This is a genomic window from Rhodopseudomonas parapalustris, assembly GCF_053772255.1.
The window spans coordinates 24888-42617 of sequence record NZ_JAMKBZ010000005.1; the positions used below are offsets into that span (position 1 = coordinate 24888).

The window sequence follows — 17730 nt, forward strand, 5'->3', positions numbered from 1 at the left end:
ATGACATGCGAATGGGCGGATGGACGACGGGCGGCATTGTGGCCGCGATGCTGATGGGCGCTGCGGCGGCGAAGGCAGCCGACACTCTGACGGTCGCGGAAACCAAGATCTCGGACGAGAAGGCGGTGTTCGCGACGGTCGAGAGCATCAGCGTGGTGCCGGCGCGTGCGCGGATCGGCGGCACTGTGGTGGCGCTGAAGGTAAGAGAAGGTGACAGCGTCACCCGCGGGCAGGAGATTGCGGCCATCGGCGATGATAAGCTGACGCTGCAGATGAATTCGCTCGACGCGCAGATCCAGGCGCTGCAGGCGCAGGCAAGCCAGACGCAGATCGACTACGATCGCATCTCGGGGTTGGTCGAGCGCGGCACGCTGCCACGCACCAAGCTGGACGAAGCCCGTACCGCGCTCAACGTCGCCGAGAACAACCTGCGCGCCAAGACCGCGGAGCGGTCGGTGGTGCAGCAGCAGTTCAAGGAAGGTCAGGTGCTGTCGCCGGACGACGGCCGTGTGCTGAAGAAGATGATCACCGTCGGTTCGGTGGTGCTACAGGGGGATCCGATCGTCACCGTCGCACAGCAGCACTACAAGCTGCGGCTCCGGGTGCCGGAGCGGCACGCGCGCTCTCTCAAGAAGGGTGACAAGATCCGCGTCGACGGCAGCGAGTTCGGCGACAACGCAGCCAAGTTCGGCACCATCGATCTCGTCTATCCGCAGATCGAGGACGGCCGAGTCGTCGCCGACGCTACTGTCGAAGGACTGCCGCAGTATTTCGTTGGCGATCGGCTGCGGGTGTGGATCTCCGGCGGTGAGCGCGAGGCCTTCGTGATACCGGCGAAGTTCGTCTCCACCGAATTCGGCATCGACTACGTCCATGTCGGCGAGCCCGGCAAGACCGTGGCAGTGCCGGTCCAGCGCGGCCGCGAACATCCGACCGAAGTCATGCCCGACGGACTCGAGATTCTCTCGGGTCTGCGCAATGGTGACAAATTGGTGCAGCCGTGAATCTTGGAATTTCGGGACGCCTGACCAAGGCGACCATTCAATCGCCGCTGACTCCGCTGTTCCTGCTGGCCTCGCTGATTGCCGGGCTGATTGCGCTCGCCGCAATCCCGCGTGAGGAGGAGCCGCAGATCAGCGTGCCGATGGTCGACATCCGCATCAATGCCGATGGCTTGCGCGCGCCGGACGCGGTCGAACTGGTGACCAAGCCGCTGGAAGCGATCGTCAAGGGCATCGACGGCGTCGAGCATGTCTACAGTCAGACCGAAGACGACCGGGTCTTGGTCACCGCGCGGTTCCTGGTCGGGACCACCTCGGACGACGCCATCTTGCGCGTGCACGAGAAAATCCGCGCGAACATCGGTAGCATCCCGGTCGGCATTGCCGAGCCGCTGATCGTCGGCCGCGGCATCAACGATGTCGCCGTGACGGTGCTGACATTGTCGCCGAAGCCGGAAGCCGCAGCGCGTTGGACCGACAAAGACCTCTACGAACTAGCCGACAAGCTGCGCTCCGAACTCATGAAGGTCGACAGCATCGGCCTGACCTACATCTCCGGCGGCGGCGCGCAGCAGATCCGGGTCGAGCCGGATCCCGAGAAGCTGTCGCTGTACGGCGTGACGCTGCAGCAGCTCGTCGCCAAGGTGAAAGACGCCAACCGGTCGTTCCTTGCGGGCAACGTGCGCGACGCCGGCACGATGCGTAGCGTTTCCGCCGGCCAGACCCTGATGGGCATTCCCGACATCGGCCTGTTGCTGATCTCGACCCGCGACAACCGCCCGGTCTACGTCAAGGATGTCGCCTCGGTGATCATCGGCCCGAACATGGCCGAACACCGGGTGTGGAACGACGCGCGCGACGCCAGCGGCAAATGGGACCGCGTGCCGGCGGTGACGCTCGCGCTCGCCAAGCGGGCGGGGGCCAACGCCGTTGTGGTGTCGCACGACATCAAGGCGCGGCTGGCGACGCTGCAAGGCTCGCTGATCCCGAAGGATGTCGCCGTCACCATCACCCGCGACTACGGCGAAACCGCCAACGAGAAGGCCAACGAACTGTTGTTCCATCTCGGCCTTGCGACGATCTCGATCGTGGTGCTGATCGCGATCGCGATCGGCTGGCGCGAGGCGATCGTCACCGCGGTGGTGATCCCCACCACGATCCTGCTGACGATGCTCGCCGCCAACCTGATGGGCTACACCATCAACCGCGTCAGCCTGTTCGCTCTGATCTTCTCGATCGGCATCCTGGTCGACGACGCCATCGTGGTGGTCGAGAACATCGCCCGGCATTGGGGGATGAAGGACGGACGGCCCAGGCTGCAGGCCACGATCGAGGCGGTCGCCGAGGTCGGCAACCCCACGGTGATCGCCACGCTCACAGTGGTCGCGGCGCTGCTGCCGATGCTGTTCGTGTCCGGGCTGATGGGGCCGTATATGGCGCCGATCCCGGCCAACGCGTCGGCCGCGATGCTGTTCTCGTTCTTCGTCGCGATGATGGTGGCGCCGTGGCTGATGCTGAAGCTGGCGCCGAAGCAGGGCGCCGCGATGGCTGCGCACGATCACCACGACGAAGGCCGGCTCGGCCGGCTGTATCGCCGCTTCGCCACGCCAATCGTGGCCAGCAAGCGCGCGTCGTGGATATTCCTGCTCGGCGTCGGCATCGCCACGCTGCTGTCGATGACGCTGTTCTACACCAAGTCGGTGACGGTGAAGCTGCTTCCGTTCGACAACAAGAGCGAGATCGCCGTGGTGCTCGACCTGCCGGAGGGCGCCACGCTCGAAGACACCGAGCGTACGCTGTTCGCGGCGGCCGACATCGCCCGCGGCCTGCCCGAGATCACTTCGGTGCAGACCTTCGCCGGTACGCCCGCGCCGTTCAATTTCAACGGTCTGGTCCGGCACTATTACTTGCGAGAGCGGCCCGAACTCGGCGAACTGCAGGTGAACTTGAAGGAGCGTGGCGAGCGCAGCCGCGCCAGCCACGACATCGCGCTCGACCTGCGCAAGCGGCTGCAGGCGCTGAAGCTGCCGGAAGGCAGCAGCCTCAAGGTGGTCGAGGTGCCGCCCGGTCCGCCGGTGCTGTCGACGCTGCTGGCCGAGATCTACGGCCCCGACGCCGCCACGCGCCGCGCGGTCACCACGGAGGTCGAGAAGATCTTCAAGCAGGTGCCGTTCATCGTCGACGTCGATAATTCGATCGGTGAGCCGCGGCCGCGGCTGCGGCTGTCGATCGACCAAGACCGGCTGGAGTTCTTCGGCGTCGAGCAGAAGGACGTCTACGACACCATCGCCACGCTGTTCGGCGGCACATCGATCGGCTACTCGCATCGCGGCGAAGGCCGTAACCCGATCGCCATCACGGTCGGGCTGCCGAAGCGCGATCTCGAATGGAATGAGGCACTGGCCTCGACGCCGGTGCCGGCGAATTCGCAGCCCGGCAGCAAGACCGTGGTCGAACTCGGCCAGCTCGTGAAGGCCACAAAAGAAGTCGGTTCGCCGATCATCTTCCGTCGCGACGGCCGGTTCGCCGACATGGTGATGGCCGAACTCGCCGGGAAGTTCGAAGCCCCGCTGTACGGCATGCTCGATGTCGACAAGCTGATCGAGTCCCACGACTGGGGCAAGCTGCCGAAGCCGGCGATCAGCCTGCACGGTCAGCCGTCCGACGAGTCCAAGCCGACCGTGTTGTGGGACGGCGAGTGGGAGATCACCTGGGTGACCTTCCGCGACATGGGCGCGGCGTTCGGCGCCGCAATCCTCGGCATCTATGTGCTGGTGGTGGCGCAGTTCAAGAGCTTCAAGCTGCCGCTGGTGATCCTGACGCCGATTCCGCTGACGCTGATCGGCATCCTGATCGGCCATTGGCTACTCGGTGCGCCGTTCACCGCCACGTCGATGATCGGCTTCATCGCGCTCGCCGGCATCATTGTGCGCAACTCAATCCTGCTGGTCGATTTTATCCGCCATTCGGGCGGTGCGGGTAAGCCGTTGCGCGAAGTCGTGCTCGAAGCCGGCGCGGTGCGGTTCAAGCCGATCCTGCTCACCGCTCTGGCGGCGATGATCGGCGCGGCGACGATCCTGCTCGACCCGATTTTCCAGGGCCTGGCGATCTCGCTGCTGTTCGGCCTGGCGTCGTCGACATTGCTGACGGTGCTGGTGATTCCGGCGATCTACATTGTGCTGCGCGACAAATCGCCGACCCCGCCGCCGGCAACGGCAAAGTGATGGCGTCGCGGTCCGATCCGAGGCACAAGGAGACTGCCCCCTGAACCTGGGGCAGTCTTGAGGATTCGAACCGATGATGATCACCCGACGGTCGGCCGTGACGGCGGCGCTCGCACTGGCTCCTGCGCTCGCGGCCACCAAAGTCCTGGCGGCCCCGACCGCGTCGGATGCCGAGGACGTGCTGTCGACCAATGCGGTGCTGTACGACCCCGAGATTCCGGTTGCCGGCAATCCCAAGGGCGATATCACCATCGTCGAGTGGTCCGACTATCGCTGCCCTTATTGCAAGAAAGTGGCTCCCGACCTGACACAGGTGGTGAAGGAGGACGGCAACATCCGCCTGGTGCTGAAGGACTGGCCGATCTTCGGCGGCGTCTCGGTCGAGGCGGCCAAGCTGGTCCTGGCGTCCAAATATCAGGGCAAGTTTCTCGAAGCGCACGAGGCGCTGATCGGCGCCCCCTCCAAGCTCACCGATTCCAACCTCGACGAGACGCTCAAAACCGGCGGCATCGACGTGGCGCGCGCGACCAAGGATCTCGACGCCAACCGCACGGCGATCGAGGCGATCCTCCAGCGCAACGACGCTCAGGCCAAGGCGTTGGGTTTCCAGGGCACGCCGTCGTTCATCGTCGGCCGGTTCCGGGTGCCCGGCGTGCTCGACGTCGCGCTGTTCAAGCAGGCGATCAAGGACGCCCGCGCGGCGGCCAAGAAGAATGAGAAGAAGTAATAGGTTCGTCAGCGTTTCCTCCTCGTCATTGCGAGGAGCGGAGCGACGAAGCAATCCAAGCTGCGTCTGTGGCCTGGATTGCTTCGCTTCGCTCGAAATGACGGAAAGTTCACTCGCATAACGGAGAGAGGGCGGATTCAATCGCCCCATCTCACCCTTTGCTTGATCTGAATCATCATCGCAACCATTGCGGTCACGCTAAGCTGCGACGTCGCATCGCAGCGGGATGACGGTCATGCTCAGCATCCGCTTGACGGCCTGTGCGGCCGTGATGATCAACGTCGTCGGTCTGGTGGCAGGCGGAAACTCGGCGGCCGCGGCGCCTTGGCGTGCCAGCGAGACCAACACCCGCGGCTGGATGCTGATGTCGCCGCAGGAGCGGATCGAGCATCAGGCCCGGGTTCGCAATTTTACCGACTACTCGGCCTGCGAGACCTATCGTGCCGAACATCACGCATTGATGGTGCAGAGGGCACGGGAGCGCGGTCTCGACTTGCCGGGGAGCGGCCGCGATTTCTGCGATCATCTCAAAGCCGGCGCGGACTAAGCGCGTGGCTGTCGCCGGATCAGCGTTACGGACCGGGCTAATCCCGCTGCTGAGTTTCGCAGTGCCGGCCGGGTTCGCGATCTGGGCGTTTCCAGAGGGACTGGCTCCGATCCGCGCCGCCGGCATCGTCACCGGCTGGCTCGGCTGCGGCCTGTTGCTGGTCAGCCTGCTGCTGATGCTGCGCGAGCCGCGGCTTGCGGCTTGGCTCGGCGGTCTGGAGCGGATGTATCGCTGGCATCACGGCACCGGGGTCGCCGCGTATGTGTTGCTGCTGCTGCATCCGTTGCTGCTCGCCGCCAATAATCTGCCATCGGGGCGGATCGCGTGGCAGACGCTGTCGCCGTTTACCGAGAGCTGGCCGGTGTGGTCGGGCTGGCTCGGGCTGCTTCTCCTGATGGCCGGTCTCGTCACCACATTCATCCGCCGTATCCGCTACGGCACCTGGCGTTGGCTGCATGCGCTGCTTGGGATCGGCGTGTTGGTCGGGCTGCTCCACCTGATTCTGCTCGGCATCGACGAGCCGGTGCTGCCGATCCTGGCGGTGGCGGCTGCAATTCTCGGCTGGCGGTTGCTCCGTGGCGATCTCGGATTGGCCGCCCGGCCCTATGTCGTCACGTCGGCGCGGGCGCTTGCCGAGCGCTCGGTCGAGGTTGCGTTACGGCCCCTCGCCGAACCCGCGATGGTTTCGCCGGGGCAGTTCGTGCTGGTGGCGTTTGGAAACGGCCGTTCCTATCGCGGCTGCGGCGAGTTCCATCCGTTCACCGTCAGTGCCATTCGCGCCGCGGATGAGCTGCATCTGGCGATCAAGGCGCTCGGGGACTGCACCAGCAGGATGCTGGCGATCGAAGCCGGAGTCGCGGCCCGTGTGATCGGTGGCTTCGGCGGCTTCGTCGAGCAGGGCCATGCGGTGCCCCAGCTCTGGATCGCGGGCGGAATCGGCGTCACCCCGTTCATGGCGCTGCTCGACGCGGGGGCGCTCACCCAGCCGACGCGGCTGCTCTATCTGTTTCGCTCCGAGGCCGACGCCGCGTTCCTGCCGGAATTGCGGGAGGCTGCGAATTCGGATCCGAACTTCACCCTGCACGCCGTCGCGACCGGCGACCGTCTGCCGGATCTCGACGCCTTGTTGCCGGATGACAGCAAATTGTCAGGCGTCGAATGCTATCTGTGCGGGCCGCAAGGTCTGGTCGCCGCACTGACACCGGTGCTTGCCGCCCGCGGCGTTGCCGCTCGGCACATTCACTACGAAAACTTCGAGTTCAGATGATGCGCAAGCTGTTCTACGTCTCGACCGCCACGTTCTGGATGGCCGTCGCCGGCTTCTGGATCGGTAATCTGCTGGCACCGGGCTCCGAGCAAACCGCGACGGCCGCCGAGCGTGACATCGGCATCGCCGAACTCGCCCGGCATTCCAAGCCGGATGATTGCTGGATGGCGATTCGCGGCAGCGTCTACGACCTGACGGAGTATCTGCCGGACCATCCGTCGCGGCCGACGATCATCGAACCGTGGTGCGGCAAGGAAGCGACCGAGGCTTACGATACCAAGACCAAAGGCCGTAAGCACTCGTCCGAAGCCGACGCGCTGCTGCCGAAGTATCGAATCGGGCGATTCGTCGGCGGAAGCTGAAGTGTTTGCCAGCGAACTGGATACCGGTTCGCGTTCGGGCAACGCGACAAACTGAAATCAGAGCTCCGGTTCCGATTCGATCAGCACCGGAGCTCTCTGATTCGTCAGACAATCATCATGCTGCGGATCTCGGCGCGCAGCTCGTCGATGAGCCGAAGGCCCTTGCTGGTCTCGACGTGCCAGAACGTCCAGCCGTTGCAGGCTTCGGAGCCTTGGGCCATCGCGCCGATCCGATGGATCGATCCGACCTTGTCGCCCAGCATGATGGCGCCGTCGGCCCGCACCAGCGCGCCGTGCCGCTTCTTCGAATCGACCAGCCGGGCGCCCGGCGAAATCATGCCGCGCTCGATCAGTTCGGAGAAAGCCACCCGCGGGGCATCGCGGGCGGTGACGAAGGGCTTGAGCGTATCGTCCGGCAACGGCTCGATCGCGTCGATCCGCGCACGCGCGGCGTCCGCATAGGTCCTGTCGCGCTCGATGCCAATGTAGTTCCGGCGCAAACGCTTGGCGACGGCACCCGTCGTACCGGTGCCGTTGAACGGATCGACCACCAGATCGCCGGGCTTGGACGAGCTCAGCAGCACGCGCGCCAGAAGCTGTTCGGGCTTCTGCGTCGGGTGCACTTTCTTGCCGTCCTTGCCCTTCAGCCGCTCGTCGCCGGTGCACAGCGGAATCAGCCAGTCCGAGCGCGCCTGTACGTCCTCGTTGGCGGCCTTCAACGCATCGTAGTTGAAGGTGTAGCCCTTGGCGTTCTCGTCCCGCGCGGCCCAGATCATCGTTTCGTGCGCATTGGTGAAACGACGGCCGCGGAAATTCGGCATCGGATTCGACTTGCGCCAGACGATGTCGTTGAGCACCCAGAACCCGAGGTCCTGCATGATCGTGCCGACGCGGAAGATGTTGTGATAGGAGCCGATCACCCACAGCGTCGCCGACGGCTTCATGATCCGCCGCGCGGCGAGCAGCCACGCGCGGGTGAAGTTGTCGTAGGCCGCAAAGGACGCGAATTTGTCCCAATCGTCGTCGACGGCGTCGACTTCCGATTCGTCGGGACGCTTCAGCGCACCTTTGAGCTGCAGATTGTACGGCGGATCGGCGAACACCAGATCAACCGACTTGGGCGGGAGCTTTTCCATCTCGGCGATGCAATCGCCGACGATGATTTTGCTCTCGAGTTCGTATTCAAATTGAGTGCGGGGCGCCTTTGCAGACGCCCCGCGACGCGACACTACCATGACTCAACTAACCTGACTCATGTGACGCCGTCGGAGACGCGGGACTAAACAACCGACTGGCGACACATTGCCGTGGCAAAGTAAAAATCGACTTAATTGGATCGCAGTTTGGTGACCAAGGAACGAACACAGGTCAGAGCGGTTCTCTTTGCCGGCATCTCGATGGAGGGAACTGGCGGTGTGGCTATCTTCGGTGATTTCGCACGGACGGTTCGGCTCGGGCGCGCGTCAGTGTTGGTCCGGCGGCGGTGTTCGGCACTAGGCAATATTTGCCGGGCGGGTTAATGCTAATTGTCGCCGATTTTTCCAGATCGGCTGCAACGTGATGGCCGGCGCAGATCGCCGGTTCGAGCCAAACCGAGGACAGGCTGATGCGTTTCGATGATTTCCGTCGCAGCGACAATATCGACGACCGCCGGGATCAAGATGGCGGCGGTGGTGGCGGCGGCTTCGGATTTCCGATGGGCGGCGGGAGCCTCGGCGTCGGCACCATCGTTGTGCTCGGCATCGTCGGTTGGGCGCTCGGCATCGATCCGCGTCTGCTGATCGGCGGCGCCGAGATGATTTCCAATTCGACGCAGCAACACCAGACCGGTAGCCGTTCCGGCAAGGAAGGCGCTCCGACCGACGAAATGGGCAGCATGATTTCCGGCGTGCTCGGGGAGATCGATGATCGCTGGACCGAGGTCTTCAAGGACAGCGGTCAGAAGTATGTCGGCCCGAAGATCGTGCTGTTCCGCGGCCGCACCAATGGCGGACGCTGCGGCATGGCGCAGGCTGCGATGGGGCCGTTCTATTGTCCACCTGACCGTCAGATCTACATCGACACCTCGTTCTTCAAGCAGGTCGAGACCCGCTTCCGCGGCTGCTCCGGCTCGGCCTGCCAGTTCACCGCCGCTTACATCATCGCCCATGAAGTCGGTCACCATGTCCAGAATCAGCTCGGGATTCTCGACAAGGTGACGCAGAAGCAGAGGCAATACGGCGACGGCGCCGAGGCCAACGGGCTCCAGGTGCGTGTCGAATTGCAGGCCGATTGCCTGTCCGGCGTCTGGGTCAATCGCGAAAAGAAGAAGCGTCCGAATTTCCTCGAAGACGGAGACATCGATGCCGCCCTGACCACTGCGGCGGCGATCGGTGACGACACCCTGCAGCGCCGCGCCGGCCGCGAAGTGGTGCCGGACTCCTTCACCCACGGCTCCGCAGCGCAGCGCAAACGCTGGTTCATGACCGGCTATCAGCAGGGCACCATTCAATCCTGCAACACCTTCGCGGCGGAGCGGCTGTAGGTTGATATGATCGAAGTCTGCAGATTGACTGCAACAGAAGCATCCGTCATTGCGAGCGAAGCGAAGCAATCCAGGGGCTGTGCACGTAGCTTCTGGATTGCTTCGTCGCTTCGCTCCTCGCAATGACGCAGGAACTTGACGATGGCATCCGTCACTCAACCCAAAGCCTTCATCCCGCTCAACATCGCGGTGCTCACAGTGTCCGATACGCGCTCGCTGGACGACGACAAGTCGGGGGCGACGCTGGTCGAACGGCTGAGCGGGGCGGGGCACAGCTTGGCGGCGCGGGAGATCGTTACCGACGATGTCGAGAACATCCGCGCGATTATCCGGCGCTGGATTGCCGATGACGGAATCGATGCGATCATCACCACCGGCGGCACTGGCTTCACCGGTCGCGACATCACGCCGGAGGCGGTCGAGCCGCTGTTCGAAAAACGGATGGACGGTTTCTCGATCGCGTTTCACATGATGAGCTGGGCCAAGATCGGCACCTCGACCATCCAGTCGCGGGCTACCGCGGGCGTCGCGGGCGCGACTTACATCTTCTGTCTGCCCGGCTCGCCCGGCGCCTGCCGCGATGGCTGGGACGGCATTTTGGCCGCGCAACTCGATTTTCGGACGCGGCCGTGCAACTTCGTCGAGATCATGCCGCGGCTCGACGAGCATCTGCGCCGCGGCAAGAGTTGAGCGCCGCACATCGGCTTCGCGCCGGCGTGGCTTGACAGTCTGGGCTCACCGCGAAACCATCGTCGCCAAGCACAAGGCGCAACAATGCGCCGCGACGATGGGAGGATGTTTTGGGCCAGATCGTATCGATCGAGGCGCTCGCGGCGCAGATCCGCGACGGCATGACGGTGGCGGTGCCGTCCGATACCAGCGGCGTCGCCATGGCCGCGACTGCGGCCATCATCGCCAACCGTCCGCGCAATCTGCACCTCGTCTGCATCCCGATCAGCGGCCTGCAGGCCGACATGCTGATCGGCGAAGGCCTGGTCGGCACCGTCGAGACCAGTGCGATCACGCTCGGCGAAGCCGGCGGCGCGCCGCGGTTCGCCGACGGTATTCGCAGCGGCGCCTTCGCGATCAAGGACGCAACCTGTCCGGCGATCCTCGCCGGCCTGGTCGCCGGCCAGAAGGGCGTGCCGTTCATGCCGATCCGCGGCATCATCGGCAGCGATATTCTGGAGGCGCGCGACGACTGGAAGGTGATCGACAATCCCTATGCGCCGGACGATCCGATCGTGGTAGTGCCGGCGATCCGACCGGATGTCGCGCTGTTCCACGCGCCGGAGGCCGACCGCTTCGGTAACGTCCGGATCGGCCGCCAGACCGAACTCGCCGCGATGGCCTATGCGGCCAAGACCACGCTGGTGACGGTCGAGCGCATCGTCGAGACCTCGCTGCTGGCGGACGAGAACGCCGCCGCCGGTGTGTTGCCGGCGCTGTATGTCGGCGCAATCGCCGAAGCCAAGAACGGCGCCTGGCCGCTCAGCCTCGCCGGCGAATACAATATCGACTCGGCGGAGGTCGCACGCTACGCCAAGATGGCGCGCTCGGCCGAGGGCTTTGCCGCCTATATGCAGGGCTTCGCCCAGAAGTTCGAGGCGGTGGCATGAGCACGGCACCTGCGACGTCGCGCGAAATCCTGATCGCCACCATCGCCGATCTGCTCGACGGCGTTCGCACCGTCGCGGTCGGTGCCTCCTCGCCGATCCCGGCCGCTGGCGCCATGCTGCTGCGCGCCCGCAACGAGCGCCGCGGCCGCGATCCGGTCCGGGTGATCGTGCTCGGCTCGCGTCAGCATAATTTCTTCACCAACGGCGCGTTCGAGCTGTTCGACGCCACCGCGCAAGGCCGGATCGACGCGTTCTTCCTCGGCGGCGGCCAGATCGACGGCCAGGCTAATATCAACCTGGTCGGCACCGGCGACTATCCGGCGAGCAGCGTGCGCTGGCCGGGCTCGTTCGGTTCGGCGTTCATGTACTATCTGGTGCCGCGGGTGATCCTGTTTCGCGAGGAGCACTCGCCCCGCGTCCTGGTCGACAAGGTCGATTTCGTCAGCGCTCCGGGCGCCAGCGAGCGCGTCTATCGATGCGGCGGTCCGCACGCGCTGCTGACCGGGCTGGCGCTGTTTGGCTTCGACAAGCAGCGCAAGCGGTTCGGTCTGCGCAGCGTGCATCGGGGCAGCTCGGCAGACGAGATCCGTGCCGCCACCGGTTTCGACTACGACGCGCCCGCGCAGGTGCCGTTCACTCCGGAGCCGGATGCGGAGACGCTGGGGTTGCTGCGCGGCCGCGTCACCGACGAGCTCGCCGAGTGCTACCCGCAGTTTGTAGAAACGCTGGTGGCGGATCGGGCTGCCTGAGGATCTGCTTCAGCCGATGGAGTGCTAAGCGCAGGCCGTCGAACACGGTCCGTAGCATTGCAACCATTGCGGCGCCTCGCTGCGCCTTCCACGCCGGGCGTGGAAGGCGATCAGCTCTGCAGTGACGCGCCGCGTATCCTCGCGACGCGCAGAATTCACAGCCTCAGCTCCCAGGTCTCGCCGAGCATCTCCGGGCCAAACATCGTGTGCGGCTCGGTCCCGACCAGCTCGAATCCCGCCCGCTGATAGATGTTGCGCGCGGTGACCAGGACGCCTTGCGTCCACAGCGTGATGCCGCGATAGCCGGAGCGACGGGCGAACGCGATGGCTTCATCGACCAGGCGCTTGCCGAGGCCATGACCGCGCGCCTGCGGAGTCACCAGCAACAACCGAAACTTGGCCATGCCGTCGCCGGCGTCGACAAGAAACAGTGAGCCGGCCGGGACGCCCTTGTATTCGGCGATCCAGCAGCGTTCGCGCGCAGGGTCGTTCTTCGCCAGGAAGTCGCCGCAGATCTGTGCCACGAGCGCTTCGAATGCAGCGTTGAAGCCATATTCGGCCGCATAGATCGCGCCATGGCTCTGGACGATCCAGCCGATGTCGCCGGGCCGCGGCTCGCGCAGAATCGGCGGCGGCTGTTGAGCCGACGACATCGTGCGCTGGATCGTCGCCATCGCGGCGGCGACTTCGGCGCGGTCGTCCGCCTCCAGCACCGAGAGCATCCGGCTGACGTCCTGCTGTGAACTCCGCTCGAGTTTGGCGTAGGAGGCGCGGCCTTTGGCGGTCAGCGACAGCAAATGCTGGCGACGATCGGCGGCGGACGGTGTGCGCTTGATCAGCCCGGCCTTGTCGAAGCTTTGGATGATCCGGCTCAGATAGCCGGCATCAATGCCGAGTTCGGCGGCGATCTCCGTCGCCGTCACATGCTCGCGCTGCGACAGCTCGTACAGCACGCGCGCTTCCGTCAGCGAATAGGGGCTCGCGTAGAGATGCTGCTCCAGCACGCCCAAGCGGGCTGTGTAGAAGCGGTTAAAGGCGCGGACGGCTTCGACCGTCTCGTCGTTCTTCAGATCCTGTTGCACTGGTCTGCTGCTCTTCCCATCGCCATACCTGCGACGGAATAATCCAAGCCGATATGATTGCTTTCGTCAACTAAATGGTTGCCGAAGGCAAGCATATGGATCGGCGGGTTCGGTCGATATTGGACGGCTCAATCAGGCGGCGAGGATGACCCGGCTGCGCAGCAGGGTGCGGGACGACCGGCCGAGCTCGCGCGGAAGGGCGGCTTCGGCCCCGCGCCCGGCGTGGCCGCCGAGCCGGTCGTAATGGTCGCGGGCGATCACCAGGCCCTGATTCGCACCGGAGCTGGAGAAGCTGCGGATCATCGCTGACAGGCTCTCGCGCCAGCCGGTGGGTGCATAAGGCGACCGTGCATAACGGAAGATGCCCGCGCGCGGATGGCCGCTGGCCATGACGCCTTCGATGAACTGCGTGGTCTCCTCGATCCAGCCGGGATCGAGCACGGCGCCGGCATGCAGAAACATCAGCCACGGGGAGCGTGCCTTCCGAGCTCCAGCGGCGAGCGCTTCGGCGCGATCGCCGTCGAATGCCAGGTAGTTGCAGCCGGCCACGTCCGCGACGCGCGCAATGGTGTCGCTGCCGCCGCGATCGACCAACGTCACGTCGCTGACTACGCCGGCCGCAGCGCCGGGGACCAGCGACGCCAGCGTCGCAACCGCGGTCCGCTCGACGCCTTCGGTGGAAACGATCACGCTCAACATGTTCGGCGGGTGACCCTACGACGACAGATGCGCGCCACGCTTAGCACCTCACTGCCGCAAAATCAGCCGTGAATTGCAGGATGCCTATCATCCGGGCAAAGGATCGTGCGAAGCTGGGGACACGAAACGTTCGACATGTACGTTTGTTCTTGATTTGTTCTTGCGACTCGCTATCTTGGATGCATGAGCAGAGCATCCAATGCCCTCAAGCGCCCGCCGGTCACGGTGCCCTCCGAGCCGGTGGGCGCGCCTTCCCCGTTCCCTGCGATCGAGGTCGCCATCGATCAGCAGCGCCGCCGCGGTCGCGGAGCGACCTCCAACGACTCTGGTCGCTACGAGGCGGAGGCTCGAGTCGCGTTCGACGACGGCTGGCAGAGCCTCGACGACCTTCCGCCCTTCAAGACAACCGTCGCTCTCGACACTGCGCGCAAGGTCATCACCCGCAACGAATCGCCTGATATCGGCTTCGACCGCTCGATCAATCCGTATCGCGGATGCGAGCACGGCTGCGTGTATTGTTTCGCACGGCCGACGCACGCGTATCTCGGTCTGTCGCCGGGGCTGGATTTCGAATCGCGGCTGTTCGTCAAGCCGGATGCGCCGGCACTGCTCGAGAAGGAATTGGCGTCGGCCGACTACGAGCCGAAGATGATCGCGATCGGCACCAACACCGATCCGTATCAGCCGATCGAGCGCGAGCGAAAGATCATGCGCGGCATCCTCGAGGTGCTGGAGAAGACCGGTCACCCGGTCGGCATCGTCACCAAGTCCGCATTGGTGGTGCGCGACGTCGACATCCTGGCCCGCATGGCCAAGCGTCAGCTCGTCAAGGTGGCGCTGTCCGTCACCTCGCTCGATCCGAAACTGTCGCGCAGCATGGAGCCACGCGCCTCGGCGCCCGCCAAGCGGCTCGAGGCACTGAAGCGGCTCTCCGACGCCGGGATTCCGACCACCGTGATGGTGGCGCCGGTGATCCCCGCGCTGAACGACATGGAGATCGAGCGCATCCTCGCCGCCGCCGCTCATGCCGGCGTCAAGGAGGCCAGCTACATTCTGTTGCGCCTGCCGCTGGAAGTGCGCGACCTGTTCCGTGAATGGCTGATGGCGAACTATCCGGACCGCTATCGCCATGTTTTCACCCTGATCCGCGACATGCGCGGCGGGCGCGATTACGACTCGCAATGGGGTACGCGGATGAAAGGCACCGGCCCGATCGCCTGGATGATCGGCCGCCGCTTCGAGACCGCCTGCACCCGGCTCGGGTTGAACAAGCGCCGCTCCAAGCTGACCCTCGACCATTTCGAGAAGCCGGAGAAGGCAGGGCAGCAGCTCAGCCTGTTCTGAGCGAGCGCAGCGCTAATACCCACTGGTGGCGCTGAATTGCGGGCATGATCCGGAGTTTCCGGTTGCGCCGGCCGGGCCACGCCCGCAGCATCACCCGATGATTCGGGACAGCAAACAGCTGATCAAGGTTCCGGCGAAGCCGGCCGGCAAGACTTCGATCAAGAAGGCTCCTAGCAGCAAGGCTTCGAGCAACAAGGCTTCGAGCAGCAAGCTCAAGCCCGCCTCCATACCGAACGCAAAGGCCGCCGCCGGCAAAGCCGTGCCGGCCAAGCGACCGAAGGGCGTGATCGCGGTGGCGCCGCCGGGCTTCCGGCGCGAGCGTGCGCTGATCAAGCGCGGCATCTGGCCGGTCGCCGGCTGCGACGAAGCCGGCCGCGGCCCGCTCGCCGGGCCGGTGGTCGCAGCCGCCGTGGTGCTTGATCCGAAGCGGGTGCCGAAGGGGCTCGACGATTCGAAGCGATTGACAGCGGAGAAGCGCGAGGCGCTGTTCGAGGAGATCTGCGCCACCGCACAGGTCTCCGTGGTCTACGCCTCGCCGGAGCGGATCAATCGCGACAACATCCTGCGTGCCTCGCTGTGGGCGCTGACCCGCGCGGTGCATGCGCTGCCAGAACTGCCGCGCCACGTCTTCGTCGACGGTCGGGATCGGCTCGCGACCAAGTGCGACTGCGAGGCCGTGATCGGCGGCGACGGGCTGATCGCTTCGATTGCGGCGGCTTCGATCATCGCCAAAGTGTCGCGCGATCGCCTGATGTGCCGGCTCGCCGAACAGTGCCCCGGCTACGGCTTCGAGCAGCATAAAGGCTATGGCGTGCCGGAGCATCTCGATGCCCTGGCCAGGCTCGGGCCGACGGTGCATCACCGCCGCTTCTTCGCGCCGGTCGCCGCCGCCTGGCAGAGGATCGAAGGCGCCGCCCCGCCGCCGATCCGGGATCTGTTCGCGCCCGAGGCCGCCATCGAAGCCGCCGTGTGAGGGCGGGCGCGCGGTTGCGCGTGCGGCCGGTGGGCTCTATCACGATCAGACCGAATTTCGCTGGCCCCACATGCGTTTCGCCTCACTGATCGTCGAACTGATCCGCGCTCGGCCGCTGCTGGTGTTCTGGCTGGTGGTGAGCGCCCAGGCGCTGCTGTGGGTCCTGGTCCCGACGCTGTTCTACGCCAGTCCGCCGGGCGACGTCGCGATGGTGCTCGCCTATGGCCGCGAATACCAAGTCGGCACCGATCTCGGCCCGCCGCTGGCGTTCTGGCTCGCCGACATCGCCTATCGGGCAGCCGGCAGCCATATCGTGGGCGTCTACGTGCTGGCGCAGCTCTGCTTCGTCGTCACCTTCTATGCCTTGTTCCAGCTCGCGCGCAGCGTGGTCGGTCCGCAATACGCCGTGGTCGCGGTGCTGCTGACTTCCACCATCACCGCCTTCGCCGGTTCCGGCGTCGAGTTCGGCCCGCTGATTCTGGCCCGCCCGCTCTGGGCGTTGGTGCTGTGGCACGGCTGGCAAGTGGTCGGCCAGCATCGTCGTGCGGCGTGGTTCGCTCTGTCGATCGAGATCGGCCTGCTGCTGCTCACGACGGTGGCCGCACCGGCGCTGTTGCTGTTGCCGCTCGCATTTGCGCTCGCCAATGCGCGCTGTCGCCGCGCCTTCATCTCGCTCGACGCCGTGTTCGCGATCCTGGTGATCGCGGTGCTGGTGCTGCCCTATGCGGTCTGGCTGCTGCGCGCCGATCAGTTCGCGTTACCGCTGCTCCCGTCAACGGCAGAGCTCGGGAATCGCGCACTGCTTGGTCTGAAGCTGTTCGGCGGCCTGATGGTCTCGCTCGCGGGCGTCGCATTGCTGGCGGTGCTGAACATCGGCCGGTTCGCCCCCAAGCATCACGATGCACCGATGATCGCGCGTCCAGCAGTCGATCCGCTGGCGCGGCAATTCGTCCTGGTCTTCGGGCTGGTGCCGCCGATCGTCGCCAGCATCGCGGCGGCCGTGCTCGGTCTCGACCATGTTGTCGGTGGCGCCGGGGTCGTGCTGGTGCTCAGCGGTCTGACGCTGATGACGCTGATCGGCGATGTGCTGTCTCTGCATCGCCAACGGCTGCTCCGCTCGGCCTGGGCGGCGTTGATCGTCGCGCCCGCAGTCGCGATCATCCTCACCGTGGTGGTGCAGCCCTGGTTCAGCCGCTCCGAAGTGCCGACCTCGCTGCCGGCCAGTCAGATGGCGCAGTTCTTCGCCGACAGCTTCGAGCGCCGTACCGGCAAGCCGTTGCCGGCGGTGGCCGGCGATCCTCAACTCGCGACGCTGATCGCCCTGGCGCCATCGCGCCCGCATCTGTTCCTGGACGCGACGCCGGAGCGGACGCCGTGGATCAAGCAAGGCGAGTTCGACCGCCAAGGCGGCGTCGTGGTGTGGCGGGCTGCCGACACCGCGGGCAAGCCGCCGGACGATATCGCCCGGCGTTTCCCGGGAATCGTCCCGGAACTGCCGCGCGCGTTCGAGCGGATGATTTCCGGCCGTCAGCCGCTGCTGCGGATCGGCTGGGCGATCGTGCGGCCGAAGGCGCCGTAGCCGTCCCGAGCACGGGGCAGCTCCGGCGCCGCG

General features: G+C 65.4%; 16 protein-coding genes. 13 read left to right on the forward strand and 3 right to left on the reverse strand.

Going from position 1 to position 17730, the window contains the following annotated elements:
- The first annotated feature begins 5 nt into the window (after positions 1 to 5).
- The 6 genes from M9H71_RS06365 (at position 6) to M9H71_RS06390 (ending at position 7128) form a co-directional block, all read left to right on the forward strand.
- Positions 6 to 1004, forward strand: coding sequence for an efflux RND transporter periplasmic adaptor subunit (locus M9H71_RS06365; protein ID WP_455404226.1), 999 nt, complete (start codon positions 6 to 8; stop codon positions 1002 to 1004).
- Positions 1001 to 4225 carry an efflux RND transporter permease subunit gene (locus M9H71_RS06370; RefSeq protein ID WP_455404227.1) on the forward strand — a complete coding sequence of 1075 codons (3225 nt, stop codon included), beginning with the start codon at positions 1001 to 1003 and terminating at the stop codon, positions 4223 to 4225. The genes M9H71_RS06365 and M9H71_RS06370 overlap by 4 nt, the downstream gene beginning before the upstream one ends.
- 73 nt (positions 4226 to 4298) lie before the next feature.
- Positions 4299 to 4952, forward strand: a complete 654-nt coding sequence (locus M9H71_RS06375) for a DsbA family protein (protein WP_455404228.1) — start codon at positions 4299 to 4301, stop codon at positions 4950 to 4952.
- 235 nt (positions 4953 to 5187) lie between these two features.
- Positions 5188 to 5499, forward strand: a complete 312-nt coding sequence (locus tag M9H71_RS06380) for a hypothetical protein (RefSeq protein WP_455404229.1) — start codon at positions 5188 to 5190, stop codon at positions 5497 to 5499.
- A 4-nt stretch (positions 5500 to 5503) separates the two neighbouring features.
- A complete protein-coding gene (locus M9H71_RS06385) occupies positions 5504 to 6766 on the forward strand; it encodes a ferric reductase-like transmembrane domain-containing protein (protein ID WP_455404230.1) in 1263 nt (420 codons plus the stop codon).
- Entirely contained in the window at positions 6763 to 7128 is a 366-nt protein-coding gene (locus M9H71_RS06390) for a cytochrome b5 domain-containing protein (RefSeq protein ID WP_455404231.1), read from the forward strand. Before M9H71_RS06385 ends, M9H71_RS06390 begins: the two co-directional genes overlap by 4 nt.
- 104 nt (positions 7129 to 7232) lie before the next feature.
- Here M9H71_RS06390 and M9H71_RS06395 read toward each other — a convergent pair whose 3' ends face one another.
- A complete protein-coding gene (locus M9H71_RS06395; RefSeq protein ID WP_455404232.1) occupies positions 7233 to 8363 on the reverse strand; it encodes a DNA methyltransferase in 1131 nt (376 codons plus the stop codon).
- 371 nt (positions 8364 to 8734) lie between these two features.
- Between M9H71_RS06395 and ypfJ the strand changes: the two genes are divergently transcribed.
- From ypfJ to M9H71_RS06415, 4 genes are all read left to right on the forward strand, one after another.
- The gene (gene ypfJ, locus M9H71_RS06400; protein ID WP_455404233.1) at positions 8735 to 9652 is read left to right on the forward strand and encodes a KPN_02809 family neutral zinc metallopeptidase; all 918 of its coding nucleotides are present in this window, start codon (positions 8735 to 8737) and stop codon (positions 9650 to 9652) included.
- A 141-nt stretch (positions 9653 to 9793) separates the two neighbouring features.
- Positions 9794 to 10342 carry a molybdenum cofactor biosynthesis protein B gene (gene moaB / locus M9H71_RS06405; RefSeq protein ID WP_455404234.1) on the forward strand — a complete coding sequence of 183 codons (549 nt, stop codon included), beginning with the start codon at positions 9794 to 9796 and terminating at the stop codon, positions 10340 to 10342.
- Positions 10343 to 10452: 110 nt separating this feature from the next.
- Entirely contained in the window at positions 10453 to 11271 is an 819-nt protein-coding gene (locus M9H71_RS06410; protein WP_455404235.1) for a CoA transferase subunit A, read from the forward strand.
- Positions 11268 to 12020, forward strand: coding sequence for a CoA-transferase (locus M9H71_RS06415; protein ID WP_455404236.1), 753 nt, complete (start codon positions 11268 to 11270; stop codon positions 12018 to 12020). The genes M9H71_RS06410 and M9H71_RS06415 overlap by 4 nt, the downstream gene beginning before the upstream one ends.
- A 155-nt stretch (positions 12021 to 12175) precedes the next feature.
- On the opposite strand, the gene M9H71_RS06420 is transcribed toward M9H71_RS06415, so the two are convergent.
- Both M9H71_RS06420 and M9H71_RS06425 read right to left on the reverse strand, forming a co-directional pair.
- Positions 12176 to 13102, reverse strand: coding sequence for a bifunctional helix-turn-helix transcriptional regulator/GNAT family N-acetyltransferase (locus M9H71_RS06420; protein ID WP_455404237.1), 927 nt, complete (start codon positions 13100 to 13102; stop codon positions 12176 to 12178).
- 132 nt (positions 13103 to 13234) lie between these two features.
- Complete coding sequence (locus M9H71_RS06425) at positions 13235 to 13801, reverse strand: glycosyl transferase (protein WP_455404238.1); 567 nt, start codon at positions 13799 to 13801, stop codon at positions 13235 to 13237.
- Positions 13802 to 13984: 183 nt separating this feature from the next.
- Between M9H71_RS06425 and M9H71_RS06430 the strand changes: the two genes are divergently transcribed.
- The 3 genes from M9H71_RS06430 (at position 13985) to M9H71_RS06440 (ending at position 17697) form a co-directional block, all read left to right on the forward strand.
- Positions 13985 to 15145 carry a PA0069 family radical SAM protein gene (locus M9H71_RS06430; RefSeq protein ID WP_455404239.1) on the forward strand — a complete coding sequence of 387 codons (1161 nt, stop codon included), beginning with the start codon at positions 13985 to 13987 and terminating at the stop codon, positions 15143 to 15145.
- Positions 15146 to 15242: 97 nt separating this feature from the next.
- Positions 15243 to 16118, forward strand: a complete 876-nt coding sequence (locus tag M9H71_RS06435) for a ribonuclease HII (protein ID WP_455404240.1) — start codon at positions 15243 to 15245, stop codon at positions 16116 to 16118.
- Positions 16119 to 16188: 70 nt separating this feature from the next.
- Positions 16189 to 17697, forward strand: coding sequence for a glycosyltransferase family 39 protein (locus M9H71_RS06440; protein WP_455404241.1), 1509 nt, complete (start codon positions 16189 to 16191; stop codon positions 17695 to 17697).
- Positions 17698 to 17730 lie beyond the last annotated feature (33 nt).